Source organism: Alteromonas sp. S167 (genome assembly GCF_036864375.1).
GTDB lineage: Bacteria > Pseudomonadota > Gammaproteobacteria > Enterobacterales > Alteromonadaceae > Alteromonas.
Map to the genome: position 1 here is coordinate 157,525 of NZ_JAZETR010000003.1, position 14,640 is coordinate 172,164.

Sequence of the window (14,640 nt, forward strand, 5' to 3'; positions counted from 1 at the left end):
CGCTTGATTAAGGCTTATTAAAGTTTGATAACATCGGAGGAAAAGAGGATGTTATCGACGAGGCGAAAGCACGTAGCACGCTTTCCCTGCTTCTTTAGCCTGGTACAGCGCTTTATCGGCATCATCAATGAGCAAGTCTATGTTTGTACTTTCAGTATTGTTTATTAGAACAGCGCCTATAGAACAGCTCATATTATTATGCTTTGCGTCCTTTGCATGGGGCATTTCTTCGTCTTCCCACGCCTGTAATAATGCTTCACAACGCTCTTTTACCTGTGCTTCAGTCACACCACTTAACACTACGATAAATTCTTCACCGCCGTATCTGCCCAGTATATCTGCCTCTCGTTTAAAAACCGCCTTCATCATGGCTGACTGACGTCGAATTGCTTCATCACCTTGTTGGTGGCCAAAACTATCGTTGTATTTTTTAAAATCGTCTAGGTCGATCATTAAAATAGCGATAGATGCATTGTGACGTCTACTGAACGCAAGTAATTTAGTACTTTCTTCTCGCAACGCTCTTCTATTCAAGAGGTTAGATAGGGGGTCGTATTTACTTAGCTTTAGTAGCTTGTGATTTGTTTTTTCAAGTAGGGCAAGGCCTCTATCTAATCGATACTTAGCGTAAGCACACACAAAAAGCGAACCACTGACAAATGCCGTCGATATAAGCACTCTATCGCCATACACAGGCGCAATGTACATTAAAACGGCAAAGCCAATGACGTTTACGGTACTGGCCATTAGCGCCATTTTAAATGGAATGCCTAACGCAAAAACACAGTAATAGGCGTATAGAATTGTGCCCTCGTAGGGGAAATCGAACTTAAAATTATGCCAACATACCCAAATAAGCCAGTAATTGCTGTAGGTAAGCGCAATAAGGAGAAAGGTAAAAAGGTAGTGCTTATACTGCGCAAAACCACGCCAATATGAGCCCGCAACCATTAAGAAGATAATTGGTAATTGAAGAAGAAGGCGGTCGAAGGTATACAGCTGGTGCATGTCTGCTGGCAGTAACATATAGTCAGCCACCATAAAGCCTACAACAAGACATCCTCCGATAATAAGCGCAATACGCAGGCGAATTAATTCACTGGCTTTATTTAGCTTCACGTATTTCACCCATAGCAATTGGCGCTTATGTTATCGACTGGTGTCGCAATACTCTTAAATGAGTATAACGTGCAAATCGTGCCTTTGCCTGCTTGCTAACAATAAAGGTTAACTCGCTAGAGCGATTGTAAGCTTTCCCTAAGTGCTTCTAACGTAACAGGTTTGGTAACGATACTGTCCATTCCTGCTTCTTTAAAGTGCGTATGACGTTCTTTAAACGCCTCTGCCGTCAGGCCAATAACAGGTACCTTTGCGTTGTCGCTATTCATTTTGCGAATGCGACGTGTGGCCTCAATGCCATCCATAACCGGCATATGCACGTCCATAAAGACTACATCTATGCCACCCTCTTCAACCCGAGATGCTGCTTTTAAGCCGTTGTCTACATGCTCTACATTACACTTAAGCTGCTCAAGTAAGGCTTGAGCAACCACTGCATTAATTGCGTTGTCTTCAGCAAGAAGTACACGTAGCCCCTCAGGTACACTTTTAATACCTTTTGCGCCCGGGTCCAACTCTAATAGTGTATTCTCGGGTAAGCTTCTAGCCTGCACCTCGGCGCTTACCGTAAAACACGACCCCTCGCCAACGGTACTCACTACTTTAATATCGCCTCCCAAAAGCTGCGCAAGCTCCTTGGCAATCGATAGTCCAAGGCCGGTTCCACCGTATTTTCGAGTGATAGACGAATCAGACTGTGTGAACTTGTCGAAAATGTGACTCAGGCGTTCAGGCTCAATACCTATACCCGTATCTTTCACAGCAATCACAAGATTATTCGGTGATGATAAGGCTGTAACCGGCTTTTTCAGTTTCGCAGACACAAAAACACTGCCTTTGTGAGAAAACTTAATAGCATTGCTTACTAAGTTGATCACAATTTGACGCAGCTTAGTGATATCGCTGGTAACCCGAACAGATGCCAAGTTTTTGCTTTGATAACTTAACGACGTACTGTTTGCGCTGGCATTGGTACCTAGAAGCGTGATGAGGTCGCTCAGCATAGTGTCTAAATCAAATTCCGTAACATCAACTTCTGACATACCCGATTCAATTTTTGACAAATCGAGTACGTCATTAATAACGTTAGCAAGAATAGTCGATGAAGCCCGTAAATCAGTAGCATATTTATGCTGTTTATCGGAAAGAGAAGTGTCTAAAAGCAGCGTTGCCAAACCTTGAATGCCGTTAAGTGGGGTTCTTATTTCATGACTCATTACCGCCAAGAAATCCGTTTTGGCTTTGTTGGCTTGCTGAGCCTGGTCAACATATTGTTCAATTTTGGCAGACATTAACTCAACATCACGGGCTAACTCGCCCAATTCATCGTCCTGATTTAAGTCAATCTGTACTGCTTTGTGCTCGCTTGCTATTCGACTGGCTGCAGACTTAATTTTTTCTATGGGAGATAGCACCAATACTTGTGTAACACGCCCCATAATTAAACTTACAGTAGCCACAGCGAACAATATGACCAGTACCGTCATCCACGCAATTTTTGATAAAGACGCTTGTAGTGCATCGGCCTGTTGTATAACCGTAACTTTCCATTTCCATGGGTCGGATTCAGCACACGCAAAAAGTACATCTTGTCCATTTGATAGCGACTCACCAAAGGCCACCAAGTGCCCGCTAATTGTTGATTTCTGTGCACCTCCTGTATTTGGCCTGAAGCTCTCATCTAAGGTACTAAAAACGATAGTATCTGTTTCTTTGCTGCTTATCGAAAAATGTCTACCGGTAGCGATATGCAAAGCGTTTAATTCTTCAAACACCTCTTTTTGATAAGCCGTAATAAATACAGGTTCATTTTCCAACCCAGAATCAATCAACAGTTCTCTACGCTCTTCTATCAACGCTAACACAGAGAGGGTGAGTGTTTGAGTTAGCAACTTGTATTCGCGTTCTCGCACCGATTCATACGCAGTTAAATACGCCCAGTAACCCGTTAATGCCATTCCGATTAACAGAATAGGGATATACATCACAAGAAGCTTTGACTTAATACGCATAAAAATTTCTTTAACGGCCCTACTGATAAATGTGATTTTTCGAAAGCTTGAGGTAATTCGAAGGAATTGGCAGCTTTAGTTTTATGGCGGTAGAAACATTAACAGCAACCGTGTAAGTGTCCATTTTTGTAACTGGAATACCCTCTGCCGACTTACGCTCTAAAATGCGCTTTGCTTTTTTTGCCGCTGACTTACCAATACTTTGAGGCTCAGACACCACACCAAGCAGTGCGCCTTCTTGCACTGCCTCTATATTTTCAGCAAAAAGCGGCAGTAACTCAGTCTCGTTAAAAATGTTATCTACCAAACCGTCTAGTTCTACCAACGGGCCAGATGACAGCCAATATCCATCAAGTCTTCCCTCAAATTGATGCAGCGACGTGGTTATGTCTGATGACATGCGTAATAGGCCGTCGCGCCCTTCTATAAAGGGCGTACTAATGGCCACTAGGTCAATGTTCTCATACTCATGTTCAAGCGCCATCAGCTGATTCACCGAATTGGTGGATGAAGGATATGTTGAGTGAATAAGGGCAATCGATAGCGGTTCAGAGATATTGGATGCCCTTAAGATACCGTCAAGCATGTCTAATTTAACCTTTGCATCAAGCACATGAGCCTCGCCTGTAATATTGCGAGAACTGACTTCACCTAATGCGGAAACAATACCCTCTTCTACAGGTGCAGAAACCACCATAAAGAGTTTTGGTGTTTGAATAAGTGCATCGGCACTATGCAGCGCTCTTGTTGCCAGTGTTGCCACAGAAACCACAAGATCAGGTAAAGGTTGCGACGCTATTGAAGCCAGAATATCGGCTGCAGTTTGCTCTGAAGCCTGTGCGTTGTGAACAGAAAACCGGATGTGTTTATCGGGTAATAAACGCTGCAACTCATCAATAAATGCCTGGCGAGACTCTGTCACAATATCAACAGAAAGCGTTTCAATAATGGCAATGTTCACCGTTTCTTTAGCTACTAAGAGAGAACTAAACGACAAAAAGAACAAGGCACTTAAAATTCTTATCATTGCTTGCCCATTTAATTTAATGAAAACAACAGAATATATTGTGCATCATATGTTTAATCGCTTAGGTTTCAAAGGAAGTTCGTAGCGAATATTGGCCTTTTCCTCACAACTTGGGCGCTTTTAGCGTAGTCGCTATTAAAAAACAGCGTTTTCAACGTGCTGTTACTGGCTATTGAGGCAAGAGAACAAAGAGGTAATAAAAGAAATTTCACGCTGTACAAAAGCGTAATCAAAAGTGACGCAATGAATGCTTCTGGGCTAAGCAGAAACACGAACACCACCTTCACGTACTGACAGAGAGCACGATAAAAATGGTGTTCGAGATTTTAAAGGGTATTAAATTTACTGCGCAGCTTATTCAACCGTAACTGACTTTGCCAAGTTACGCGGTTGGTCAACATCGGTACCTTTAATTAACGCTACGTAGTAAGACAGAAGCTGTAACGGAAGCGTGTAGATAATCGGTGCAATGGGTTCTTCACAATGCGGTACGTCAATAACACGCATAGTCTCATCGCCCGCAAAAGCAGCATCTTTATCGGCAAACACATACATAATGCCGCCACGTGCTCTTACTTCTTCCACATTCGACTTAAGCTTTTCTAACAACTCATTGTTTGGTGCAACAACAATTACCGGCATTTCGTCATCAATAAGCGCAAGTGGACCGTGTTTTAACTCGCCAGACGCGTACGCTTCAGCGTGAATGTAAGAAATTTCTTTAAGCTTAAGCGCACCTTCCATTGCAATTGGGTACTGATCGCCACGACCTAAGAACAAGCTGTGGTGTTTATCAGCAAACTCTTCTGCTAAATCTTCAATTCCACCTGTGATTGCTAGGGTTTCTTCAAGTTTTGCCGGCAAGCTGTGAAGGGCAGACACAATGGCGTTACTGTCGGCATCGGTCATGCCATTTTCTTTACCCAGCGCTAACGTAAGCATTAGGAACGCGGTTAGCTGAGTGGTAAATGCCTTGGTTGAAGCTACGCCAATTTCTGCACCTGCGCGGGTCATAAACGCAAGGTCTGATTCACGCACCAAAGATGAGCCAGGTACGTTACAAATTGTAAGGCTAGACATATAGCCTAGCTCTTTTGCTAAGCGCAATGCTGCAAGGGTATCTGCTGTTTCACCCGACTGAGAAATAGTAATGAGCAAGCTGTTAGGATGTACCACCGACTTGCGGTAGCGGAATTCAGAAGCAATCTCTACGTTACATGAAACATTGGCGTACTGTTCAAGCCAGTAGCGTGCTGTCATACCGGCATGATAGCTAGTACCACAGGCAATAATTTGAACGTGTTTTACTTTGCTAAAGATTTCTGCCGCACCTTCGCCAAATACGCCAGACATTAGGCCATTCTCGTCTATACGATTTTGAAGTGCATTGCGTACAACGGTAGGTTGTTCGTGAATTTCTTTAAGCATGTAGTGACGGTAACCTGCTTTATCACCGGCATCATGCTCGATATTAGATTCAATAACTTCACGCTCAACGGCATTGCCGTCTTTGTCGAAAATTTTCACTTCACGACGCGTAATTTCTGCAACGTCACCTTCTTCCAAGAAGATAAAACGACGGGTAACGGGCAATAGTGCCATCTGGTCTGAAGCAATAAAGTTTTCGCCCAAACCAAGACCTATCACCAATGGGCTGCCAGAACGCGCTACTACCACACGGCTTGGGTCTTCTTTATCCATAATTACCGTGCCGTAAGCACCGTGGAAGGTCTTAACCGCACTTTGCACAGCTTCTAGCAACGCTTTGCCCGATTTAAGCTCTTCATGCACAGTGTGGGCAATAGTTTCAGTGTCAGTGTCGCTAGTGAATGTGTAGCCCTTATCAGCAAGGTCTGCCTTAAGGTTTACGTAGTTTTCAATAATACCGTTGTGAACAACTGCAACGCGGTCATTAGAGAAATGAGGGTGTGCATTCGCCTCAGTTACGCCGCCGTGAGTTGCCCAACGTGTATGCGCAATACCTGTGCCGCCTAATGCCTCTTCTTGTGCTACGGCATCAGCCAGTTCTTGTACTTTACCTGTACGACGAATTCGCTTCAGGCTGCCATCATCTTGAAGTAACGCAACACCAGCCGAGTCATAGCCTCGATATTCAAGACGCTTTAATCCTTCAAGAAGTATTTCAACAACATTACGTTCGGCTACAGCGCCAACGATTCCACACATAGTTATTCTCCATTTTGCGGTGCAACAATAACTGCAACGCCTTGATTTTCTATATTTTGCTTATCTTCATCCCGAATACCTTCATCGGTGATCAAGACTGAAATTTGTGACCAACCTAACTCTAAATTAGGCATTTTGTGATTGAGTTTTGATGAACTGGCCATTACGACCACTTTGGTAGCCGCCTTCGCCATCGCGCGAGTTACGCCAGTGAGTTCATTAAAAGTAGTTGTGCCTCGGTTTACGTCAATACCTGCCGCGCCAACAAAGGCAACATCGAAGTTGTATGCACTAACAAGTTGTTCGGCCATTGCGCCCTGAAAAGACTGTGATTGTGCATCCCAAGTACCTCCGGTCATCAGCACCGTGGGCTCGGTTTCACAACGAGTAAGAAAGTTCGCGGTAGCCAGCGCATTGGTCATAACCACTAAACTGTTTATATTTGATAAAAATGGCAACAAGCTTGCTGTTGTTGAACCGCAGTCAATCACTAGCTTATGCCCTGACTTAATTAAGCCGGCTGCGGCTTTACCGATAGGCGATAAGGATGTTGTTGATTTTTGATGAACATTTTCTGTTGCATCACCCTCGATTATTGCACTATTTGTGTAACCTGAAGCGGGTACCGCCCCGCCAAACTGACGAATAAGCTTGCCCTGCTCTGCAAGTGCAGCTAAGTCTTTACGGATGGTAACTTCAGAAGTATTGAATTGAGATGCAAGTGTCTCGACCTGCGTATGGCCGTGCTGGTTCACGTGAGCAACAATGTTATTGCGACGTAGCTCGACCGATTTACTGCTTTTCACTTAACAAGCACCCACAATACTTAATAATTTATAAAAATATATTCACTGAAACCAAATCATAACTTTCAAAACGAAAGTTATGATTTTCAAACCGAAAGAATCGTAATTTAATGTGAAACAGAGTGCAAGCTTTTTGTTTATATAAGCATCAGTCGCTGCTGTTGTTTGTTTGCCTCTATAGCCATTTCTATTATCTGAATGACGGGCATAACACTCTCTGCACTAACTGGCAGCGGCGTGTCATTTTGTATAGCGTTGGCGAGTTTTTCATAAAATGCTAAATACTTTCCATGTTTAGTTGTAATCACTGAACTCGACTCGCCGTTAGCCAATACACCGTGTTGCGCGCTAGGTGTATTTGCCCAATCACTGCTGTTTATTTCCTTACCTTGGCGCAATTGGTCTTCTTGAGGATCTAAATAGAACTTGCGGTAACTTGCTTTTGTACCTTGTATATCAAATCGAAGGGTTTGCCCTCCTTGAAATGCAGAGCTCCCCAACTTCACCACCTTATCTGCGTAGTAAAGCGTAATGTCGAACGCATCGTCGCTTTGCCCTTGGTCGCGTAATGTATAAATATCGGAAGACACTGACAAAGGGTTTCCGAATAACTGAAGCGCTTGGTCGATAAGATGAGGCCCTAAATCCCAAAAAATGCCGCTGCCAGGGCCTGCATTTTCACGCCAGCGGTCTCTAGGTATGGGTCTAAAGCGGTCGAAGCGACTTTCAAAGCGCTTGATTTCGCCCAAAGCGCCTTCTTTGATAAGTGATTGCAAGGTAATGAAGTCGCCATCGAAACGTCGATTGTGATAGACACACAAATGCTTTTGCTTTTCTTTGGCTAAATTAACTAATGCACTAGCCTGTGCGGCGTTTAGCGTAAACGGCTTTTCCACTAAAACGTTGCAACCATGGTTAAGTGCAAGCTCTGCCTGTGGCGCATGCAAATGATTAGGTGTGGTGATGATGACTAAATCGAACGCAGGGTGAGCTTGGTTATTTGTTTCAAGTGCTTCGTCTAGAGAACTGTAAACCTTTGCCAAGGGTAATACGTGTTTTACTTCACTTGGTCGCGATGACACTACTCCATCAATCGAGAAATCAGAAAGATAGGACAGAAAAGGAAGATGAAAGGTTTGTGCAGAAAAGCCAAACCCAACTAACAGTGTAGAAATCATAGCGACTCCTTAAATTTAAGCCTTAGTAAAGCATATTCAAAGCAGACAAACCCATTTTACACATCCGTAAATCAGACAGTGGAATATAGCGGAATAAAAAAGCGGCACGCATTGAAAAGATAATGTGTGCCGCTTTTGAAACCGTAACTTAACACCAAGGAAACAGGTTTTGCCGCTGGTGAGTAGCTAGTTATTTTTAACTTTTTGTTTTTACTTCTTTGTAGGTCGAGGCCAGTTAGCGATGTTGCGCTGTTTGCCGCGCGCAACTGCAAGCGCTTTGTCTTCAACCTCGGTGGTAATCACCGAACCAGCACCTACCGTAGCTCCATCGCCTATTACAACAGGCGCTACTAATGAAGAGTTAGAGCCTATAAACGCATTCTCTCCGATACGTGTCTGTGACTTATTAACACCGTCGTAGTTACAGGTAATAGTGCCTGCGCCAATATTCGCGTTAGGTCCAACCTCTGCATCGCCTAAATAAGTAAGATGATTCGCTTTTGCACCTTCGCCTAATACGGTTTTCTTCATCTCAACGAAGTTGCCAACTTTCGCCTGCTTGTGCATAACTGCACCCGGGCGAAGTCGTGCATAGGGGCCCACATTACATGCTTCACCCACCTGCGCTTCTTCTATTATCGAGTTAGCTTCTATTACCGCATTATCGGCAATATGACAGTTGCGAAGGATACAATTTGCACCAATGGTCACGTTATCACCTAACGTAACATTGCCTTCCACAATTACGTTTACGTCTATAACAACATCGTTGCCAGTGTGTAGTGTACCGCGAAGGTCGAAACGCGCAGGATCAAGAAGGGTTACGCCGTTCATCATAAGCTCATTTGCCTGACGACGCTGTAGAGCACGCTCTAAATTAGAAAGCTGTAATCGGTTATTCACGCCCTCTACCTCAACAGGAGATTCAGGCTGTGCCGACTGAATACGTTTGCCTTCGGCAGCAGCCATTGCGATTACATCGGTAAGATAGTATTCGCCTTGTGCGTTGTCGTTGCTTAAGTTACCTAACCAGCGCTTAAGGTCGGCACCTGACATCATCATCATGCCAGTATTTATTTCCTTAATTTCACGCTGCGCGTCTGTAGCATCTTTGTGCTCAACAATAGCGGTGATGTTGTCGTTTTCACGCACAATACGACCCATACCTGTTGGGTCGTCTAGTTCAACAGTAAGCAGCGCTAAATCGCAACTGGCTTTCACCGCTTTTAATGCGCTTAATGTTTCTTCGCGAATTAACGGGGCGTCACCCACTAGAATCAATACGTCTTCTTGGTCTTTAATGTGCGGAGCGGCTTGCTGCACTGCGTGACCTGTACCCAACTGATCTGCCTGTAAACACCAGTTTAGGTTATCTTCTTTAATTGTGGCTTGAAGCTGCTCTCCACCGTGTCCATAAACTAGGTGTATATCATCTGCACCCAACGACTTCACAGTATTGATTATGCGCTGAACCATCGGTACACCGCCAACTTTATGTAGTACTTTGGGCAAGTCAGATTTCATTCGCGTACCTTTGCCCGCCGCCAAAACAACCACTGAGAAAGCCATATCATTCCTTTTTTGTGCAAAATAATAAAAACGCGCATAGTTTAACGAAGGCGCATAGAGATGTCAGCGATTCATTGTTTTTAATGACACGAGGAGGGTGAAAAGGACAAAAAAGTTTTTAATCTAAAGTTTAAGCTATTTACCTAGTAGTTCATTTTACCAGCAGGTATACTTGACATTAAGAGAAGTTCAGTCAGGCAAGGGAGCATGCGCAGTCTGTGAACACATTTAGAACACTTCATCGAAGCATACTAGTGCTATTTGCGGTAGTGGTAATCGCAATTGTAACGCTGGTTCATTTCAGTATTTCAAAAATTGTTGCCGAGCAAAGCCGCGCACAACAGCAGTCTCTTTCGCCTGCTATCTCGCTTATTGTTGAGCAGATACTTAAGCCTTTGCATATTTCCGAAGCACTAGGCCACTCAACAGAACTGGTTGACTTAATGGATGGTGAAAAGGTTAACGAATCCGCCGTTTTTAAGACACTGGATCGTCTTGAAAAAGAATTTGGCTTATCCTTTTTTATCGCCAGTGAAGCAGAACGCAAACAATATAACTCAGACGGCAGCATCATTGACCTTATTGAAGGTGAAGTAAGCTGGTATTTTAAATATAAAGACGCCCCACAAGACTCGGTTGCCGATATTGGTAAATGGGAAGACACGCATTTTTATATCGACATAAAAATACACGACGAAGCAGAACGTTTTTTAGGGTTCTTCGGTGTGGGCAAAAGCTTGCGTAGTTTTATAGAGATTTTTGATACATACAAGCAAGAGTACGGATACGACTTTTTGTTTGTCGACGGTTCTGGCGATATTATGCTGTCGTCTGACGAGTCGCTAATTGCATCGTACTCAGACTTTACCAACCTATCTGAGCTTCCTTGGTATTCAAGCCTTCCGTTAACTATTCAAAACGAACAAGCGCTTAACAATAAATTGGTTACCATCGATCAAAAAGACTATTTAATAGCTGAAGTTAAGTTGAACCAGTTTGGCTGGACGGTATTTCTGTTAAGCCCGTTAGAAGATAGACAAGCTGAAATTTCTCAAGCGTTCATATTTAGCGTTGTAACCTTGCTGGTTGTAGTGTTTTCATTGTTTTTGCTTATTTACAACTTGCTGTACTACTTTAGAAAAGACATGCAGCCTGAATTAGTGGTTAGGCATACTGCACGCCTTCCAGAAAGAGACAACTTAGAGTTTATCTACAAAAATCTTCTTTCAGAGCATAATTCACTTAGCGTGATGTTGATTAATGTAGACCATTTATCTGACATCATTGATGCGCACGGCCGAAACACCGGCGACGATATATTAGAAAAAGTAGTGTCTTATTTAGCAGAAAAGCTTCGCGAACAAGATATTTTAGGCCGTTGGAGCAGCACTGAATTTATCGTACTTTTACCTAACACAGGCCCTCACGTAGCCTTTGATCTTGCGCAAAACTTACGTCATGGCGTTGCTACGCTGCCTCCTTTGGTGGAACACCCTGATTTGCAAATTACTGCGTCAATCGGCATATCGTACACCGCGTCAACTCGCCCAATGCAAGAGGTGACAGCGCACGCTGAAGATGCGCTTTACCAAGCTAAAAGAGACGGCTGTAATTTAGTACGCTCTCAACTTATCGACTAAGCATACTTTATGTCTTCACTAGCCGCGCTTCGCTTTGAATCGCGGCTTTTTTGCAACACCAGTAGTTAGTGCAACACCCAGCAAAATCATACTACCACCCACAATAGTTTGAGCAGAAAGCAGCTCTTGCAAGAACACCACGCCCCAAATAATGCCAAACAGTGGTACTAAATAAGCCACAGTAATAGCCTTGGCTGGGCCAATATCAGCTATTAGTTTAAAGTACAAAATGTACGCAACACCTGTACCTGCAATAGCTAACGCTACCGCACTAAACCACGCATTAGTACTGGGCATAGCATCTGGAAGTGTTGCTAGTGCGAAGGGGGCCAACACAACCGTTGCCATTGCCTGACTCCCCGTTGCAACCACTAATGGCTTCACGCCTTGCAGCCATTTCTTCATCATACTGGCTGCAATACCGTAACCTAGCGTTGCCAATAGGGCGGTTAAAATGGGCAGAAAGCTTATCTCGTCCTCGCCTAGCTTTTGCTGACTAATGACCGAGACACCTACAAACCCGATAAACAAGCCGACAATAGCCGATTTACTTAGTTTATCGCCTAACCAGCTCCACGCGACAATGGCACCGAACATAGGTGCAGTAGCATTTAAAATGGCATTAACGCCGGCTTCTAAATGCAAACTGCTGTAGTTAAACAGTACAAAAGGTATTGCGGTATTTGCCAGCCCCACCAGCATAATTGCAAGCCAATGCTGTTTTATATCTTTCACCGAACCGGTGAGTAATAGCAGCGGCAATAACACAGCGGTAGCCAACAATGTTCGGATGGCAACCAGCACATAAATACCAAATTCAGGCGCTGCAACTCGCATAAAAATAAACGACGCCCCCCAAATACCTGCCAGTACCAAAAGCGCGATAATATGTTTTACTGCCATAGTACCCCTTGGGCGCCCTCCAAATTTAGCAAATACTGCTTTCGTTCAAGCCCACCAGCATAGCCAGTTAATGTTTTGTTGCTGCCGATTATACGGTGGCAAGGCACTATAATAGCAATAGGATTACGACCGTTCGCCATACCTACAGCACGAACACCTTTAGGGTTACCAACTGCTTTGGCAATATCAAGGTAGCTGGCTGTCTCACCATAGGGTACTTGTAGTAATGCGTGCCATACCTGTTGCTGAAACTTTGTTCCATTGGGTTTAAGCGGCAAATCGAATTTTTGAAGCTTCCTACTGAAATACGCTGTAAGCTGACGTGACGCCTCTTGCGTAATGGTATTCGGGCACACGCTTTCTGGCGCCATATCTAAAAAAGCGACTGCCGTAACGCCTTCATCGTTTGCTGTTATCAGCAGTGGGCCTTTTGCTGTATCAATACATTGCGTGAATTCCACGGCTATTTATCCTTCTCTTTTTTTCGTTCTTTGTTTTCTATTTTGCCCTGCGCGTTATCGCTTAATTTCCAAAGTTGAAGCGTTAAATAGCTTCGCCATGGTGCAGCTTTTTCAGGCTCAACGGGATGTAATGCGGCCATTTTTCTTACAATTAGGTCGCCCTCTAGATACACATCTGGCTGTCGCTCGCCGCGCATTTTTATATAGTCTAGCGTCCAAGACCCAACCCCTTTCAAGGCCAATATCTCACTGTGTTCTGGTGAACTATTCTCTGTAAAAAGCTGAGCAAAGCGCCTCAAGGCTTCACGGCGTGCATCAGGCATTCGTAGAAAACGTAAATCAGCTAAAGCAACAGATTCAGGTGTAGGAAAACAATAGGCGTTTTCACCGCTAACACTGCAATTGCTGGCGTTAGTGTGAATAGTGTCAGGATTATCCGTTTTTGCGGTTTTGGCTTTAGCACCTAACGTATGTACCAACAAAGAAACCTGCCCAATAGCGGCTTTTACACTTACTTGTTGACCTAAAATAGCTCTACAACCGCTTTCAAAAACACTCCATGCACTGGGCAGTCGAATGCCACTTAAAACCTCGTTTTCCGATAAGCCCGCCTGAACTAGGCTGTGCTTTATAAGCGCGGGGTCGGCATTAAGGTCTAGCATGCCTTTAATGTTTTCAATAATACTGTGTAAATGCGATAAATCAGGTATGTTGATGGTTACCGCAAAGCCGTTTCTAGCGTTTACATGCTCAACGCGAACATATCCTACGTCACCCTGAAGGTTAAACCATCTTTGGTAACTGTTTTCGGTTACGTTTTCCATGCCTGAGATAGCGCGCATACTTAAAAACGCTCTCACATACGCCCAGTCATAGGGCGGTCGATAAGATAGAAAAAGTGTTATGTCATTGTGCGCTGATGCCTTAGTTTTTCGCAGTGCAGATGGCGTGGTATTGCAGTACTGTGCAATGGCGCGCTGAAGCTGGCGAAGCGAATCGTAACTCGCGGTGTGCGCGATGTCGGTAAACGAAAGCGCAGACTGTTGAATTAGCTGCTTAGCAAACAGCGCTCGCTGCATGTTTTGAAACTGTTTGGGCGAAATGCCGACAGCGCTAATCATTAGTTTATTTAGGTAGCGTTCGCTAATGCCAAGGCGCGATGAAATATGCGCGACAGACTGTATGGGCAATGCTGATAATAATTTCATAGCACGGCTTAACGTTGTATTTACACCTTCCCATGCACTTGATTGTGGTGCACTGTCGGGGCGACATCGGTAACACGGCCGAAAACCCTTCGCCATCGCCGTTGTAGCATGGGTGAAATACGTTACATTTTCCTCTTTTGGCAATTTGGCTGGGCAAATAGGTCGGCAAAAGATACCTGTGGTTTTTACCGCCACAAAAAATTGACCGTCAAACCTGGGGTCGCGACTTAAGCGCGCTTTAGCATAAACACCTTGGTTAACTTTAGTTATTGCGAGGCTTTTCTCTTGCATTGGTATTTTCTTGCACCCTTGTTTTGGAGATCAATAGCTTTTGAGCGCCTTAGCTTACGAAGTCAATAGTATTCAAAATACTCTAACGAACATTAGTTCAGCGCCACTGGCCTTGTCACTCTGTAATGTGCAAACAAGTGTAACGCGCTTTAATCAGCAACGTGCGACAAAATCAGAACTCACTATTATGCGTTGCAACTGAAGTTTTCAGTGTGCTAGCAAAGTATTCAATTTGAAGC

Annotated in this window: 11 protein-coding genes; 1 reads left to right on the forward strand and 10 read right to left on the reverse strand. The window is 44.0% G+C overall.

Annotated elements, in window-relative coordinates; translation table 11 throughout:
- Positions 1-51 precede the first annotated feature (51 nt).
- The 7 genes from V7R35_RS06650 to glmU form a co-directional block, all read right to left on the reverse strand.
- Positions 52-1,119, reverse strand: a complete 1,068-nt coding sequence (locus V7R35_RS06650; protein WP_334013947.1) for a GGDEF domain-containing protein — start codon at positions 1,117-1,119, stop codon at positions 52-54.
- Positions 1,120-1,235: 116 nt separating this feature from the next.
- Positions 1,236-3,131: an ATP-binding protein gene (locus V7R35_RS06655; RefSeq protein WP_334013948.1), complete on the reverse strand. Its 1,896-nt coding sequence runs from the start codon at positions 3,129-3,131 to the stop codon at positions 1,236-1,238.
- A 19-nt stretch (positions 3,132-3,150) separates the two neighbouring features.
- Positions 3,151-4,158, reverse strand: a complete 1,008-nt coding sequence (locus tag V7R35_RS06660) for an ABC transporter substrate-binding protein (RefSeq protein WP_334013949.1) — start codon at positions 4,156-4,158, stop codon at positions 3,151-3,153.
- Between the two features lie 354 nt (positions 4,159-4,512).
- Positions 4,513-6,345: a glutamine--fructose-6-phosphate transaminase (isomerizing) gene (gene glmS / locus V7R35_RS06665; protein WP_334013950.1), complete on the reverse strand. Its 1,833-nt coding sequence runs from the start codon at positions 6,343-6,345 to the stop codon at positions 4,513-4,515.
- 2 nt (positions 6,346-6,347) lie between these two features.
- On the reverse strand, positions 6,348-7,151 hold the full coding sequence (locus tag V7R35_RS06670) for a DeoR/GlpR family DNA-binding transcription regulator (RefSeq protein ID WP_334013951.1): 804 nt from the start codon (positions 7,149-7,151) through the stop codon (positions 6,348-6,350).
- A gap of 137 nt (positions 7,152-7,288) precedes the next feature.
- The gene (locus V7R35_RS06675; RefSeq protein WP_334013952.1) at positions 7,289-8,329 is read right to left on the reverse strand and encodes a Gfo/Idh/MocA family oxidoreductase; all 1,041 of its coding nucleotides are present in this window, start codon (positions 8,327-8,329) and stop codon (positions 7,289-7,291) included.
- Between the two features lie 210 nt (positions 8,330-8,539).
- Positions 8,540-9,898 carry a bifunctional UDP-N-acetylglucosamine diphosphorylase/glucosamine-1-phosphate N-acetyltransferase GlmU gene (gene glmU, locus V7R35_RS06680; RefSeq protein ID WP_334013953.1) on the reverse strand — a complete coding sequence of 453 codons (1,359 nt, stop codon included), beginning with the start codon at positions 9,896-9,898 and terminating at the stop codon, positions 8,540-8,542.
- Positions 9,899-10,116: 218 nt separating this feature from the next.
- Between glmU and V7R35_RS06685 the strand changes: the two genes are divergently transcribed.
- A complete protein-coding gene (locus tag V7R35_RS06685) occupies positions 10,117-11,538 on the forward strand; it encodes a diguanylate cyclase domain-containing protein (protein WP_334013954.1) in 1,422 nt (473 codons plus the stop codon).
- A gap of 18 nt (positions 11,539-11,556) precedes the next feature.
- Here the strand turns inward: V7R35_RS06685 and V7R35_RS06690 are convergent, their stop codons facing one another.
- The 3 genes from V7R35_RS06690 to V7R35_RS06700 are packed head-to-tail and all read right to left on the reverse strand — an operon-like array spanning position 11,557 to position 14,401.
- Entirely contained in the window at positions 11,557-12,441 is an 885-nt protein-coding gene (locus tag V7R35_RS06690; protein WP_334013955.1) for a DMT family transporter, read from the reverse strand.
- Entirely contained in the window at positions 12,432-12,902 is a 471-nt protein-coding gene (locus tag V7R35_RS06695; protein ID WP_334013956.1) for a methylated-DNA--[protein]-cysteine S-methyltransferase, read from the reverse strand. The genes V7R35_RS06690 and V7R35_RS06695 overlap by 10 nt, the downstream gene beginning before the upstream one ends.
- A 2-nt stretch (positions 12,903-12,904) precedes the next feature.
- Positions 12,905-14,401, reverse strand: coding sequence for a DNA-3-methyladenine glycosylase 2 family protein (locus V7R35_RS06700; protein ID WP_334013957.1), 1,497 nt, complete (start codon positions 14,399-14,401; stop codon positions 12,905-12,907).
- Between the last annotated feature and the right edge of the window lie 239 nt (positions 14,402-14,640).

Bases quoted from the DNA above. Each gene is read 5' to 3' on its own strand.
- glmU (WP_334013953.1), bottom strand. From the start codon at position 9,898: ATGGCTTTCTCAGTGGTTGTTTTGGCGGCGGGCAAAGGTACGCGAATG.
- V7R35_RS06700 (WP_334013957.1), bottom strand. From the start codon at position 14,401: ATGCAAGAGAAAAGCCTCGCAATAACTAAAGTTAACCAAGGTGTTTAT.
- V7R35_RS06675 (WP_334013952.1), bottom strand. From the start codon at position 8,329: ATGATTTCTACACTGTTAGTTGGGTTTGGCTTTTCTGCACAAACCTTT.
- V7R35_RS06660 (WP_334013949.1), bottom strand. From the start codon at position 4,158: ATGATAAGAATTTTAAGTGCCTTGTTCTTTTTGTCGTTTAGTTCTCTC.
- V7R35_RS06655 (WP_334013948.1), bottom strand. From the start codon at position 3,131: ATGCGTATTAAGTCAAAGCTTCTTGTGATGTATATCCCTATTCTGTTA.
- V7R35_RS06690 (WP_334013955.1), bottom strand. From the start codon at position 12,441: ATGGCAGTAAAACATATTATCGCGCTTTTGGTACTGGCAGGTATTTGG.
- glmS (WP_334013950.1), bottom strand. From the start codon at position 6,345: ATGTGTGGAATCGTTGGCGCTGTAGCCGAACGTAATGTTGTTGAAATA.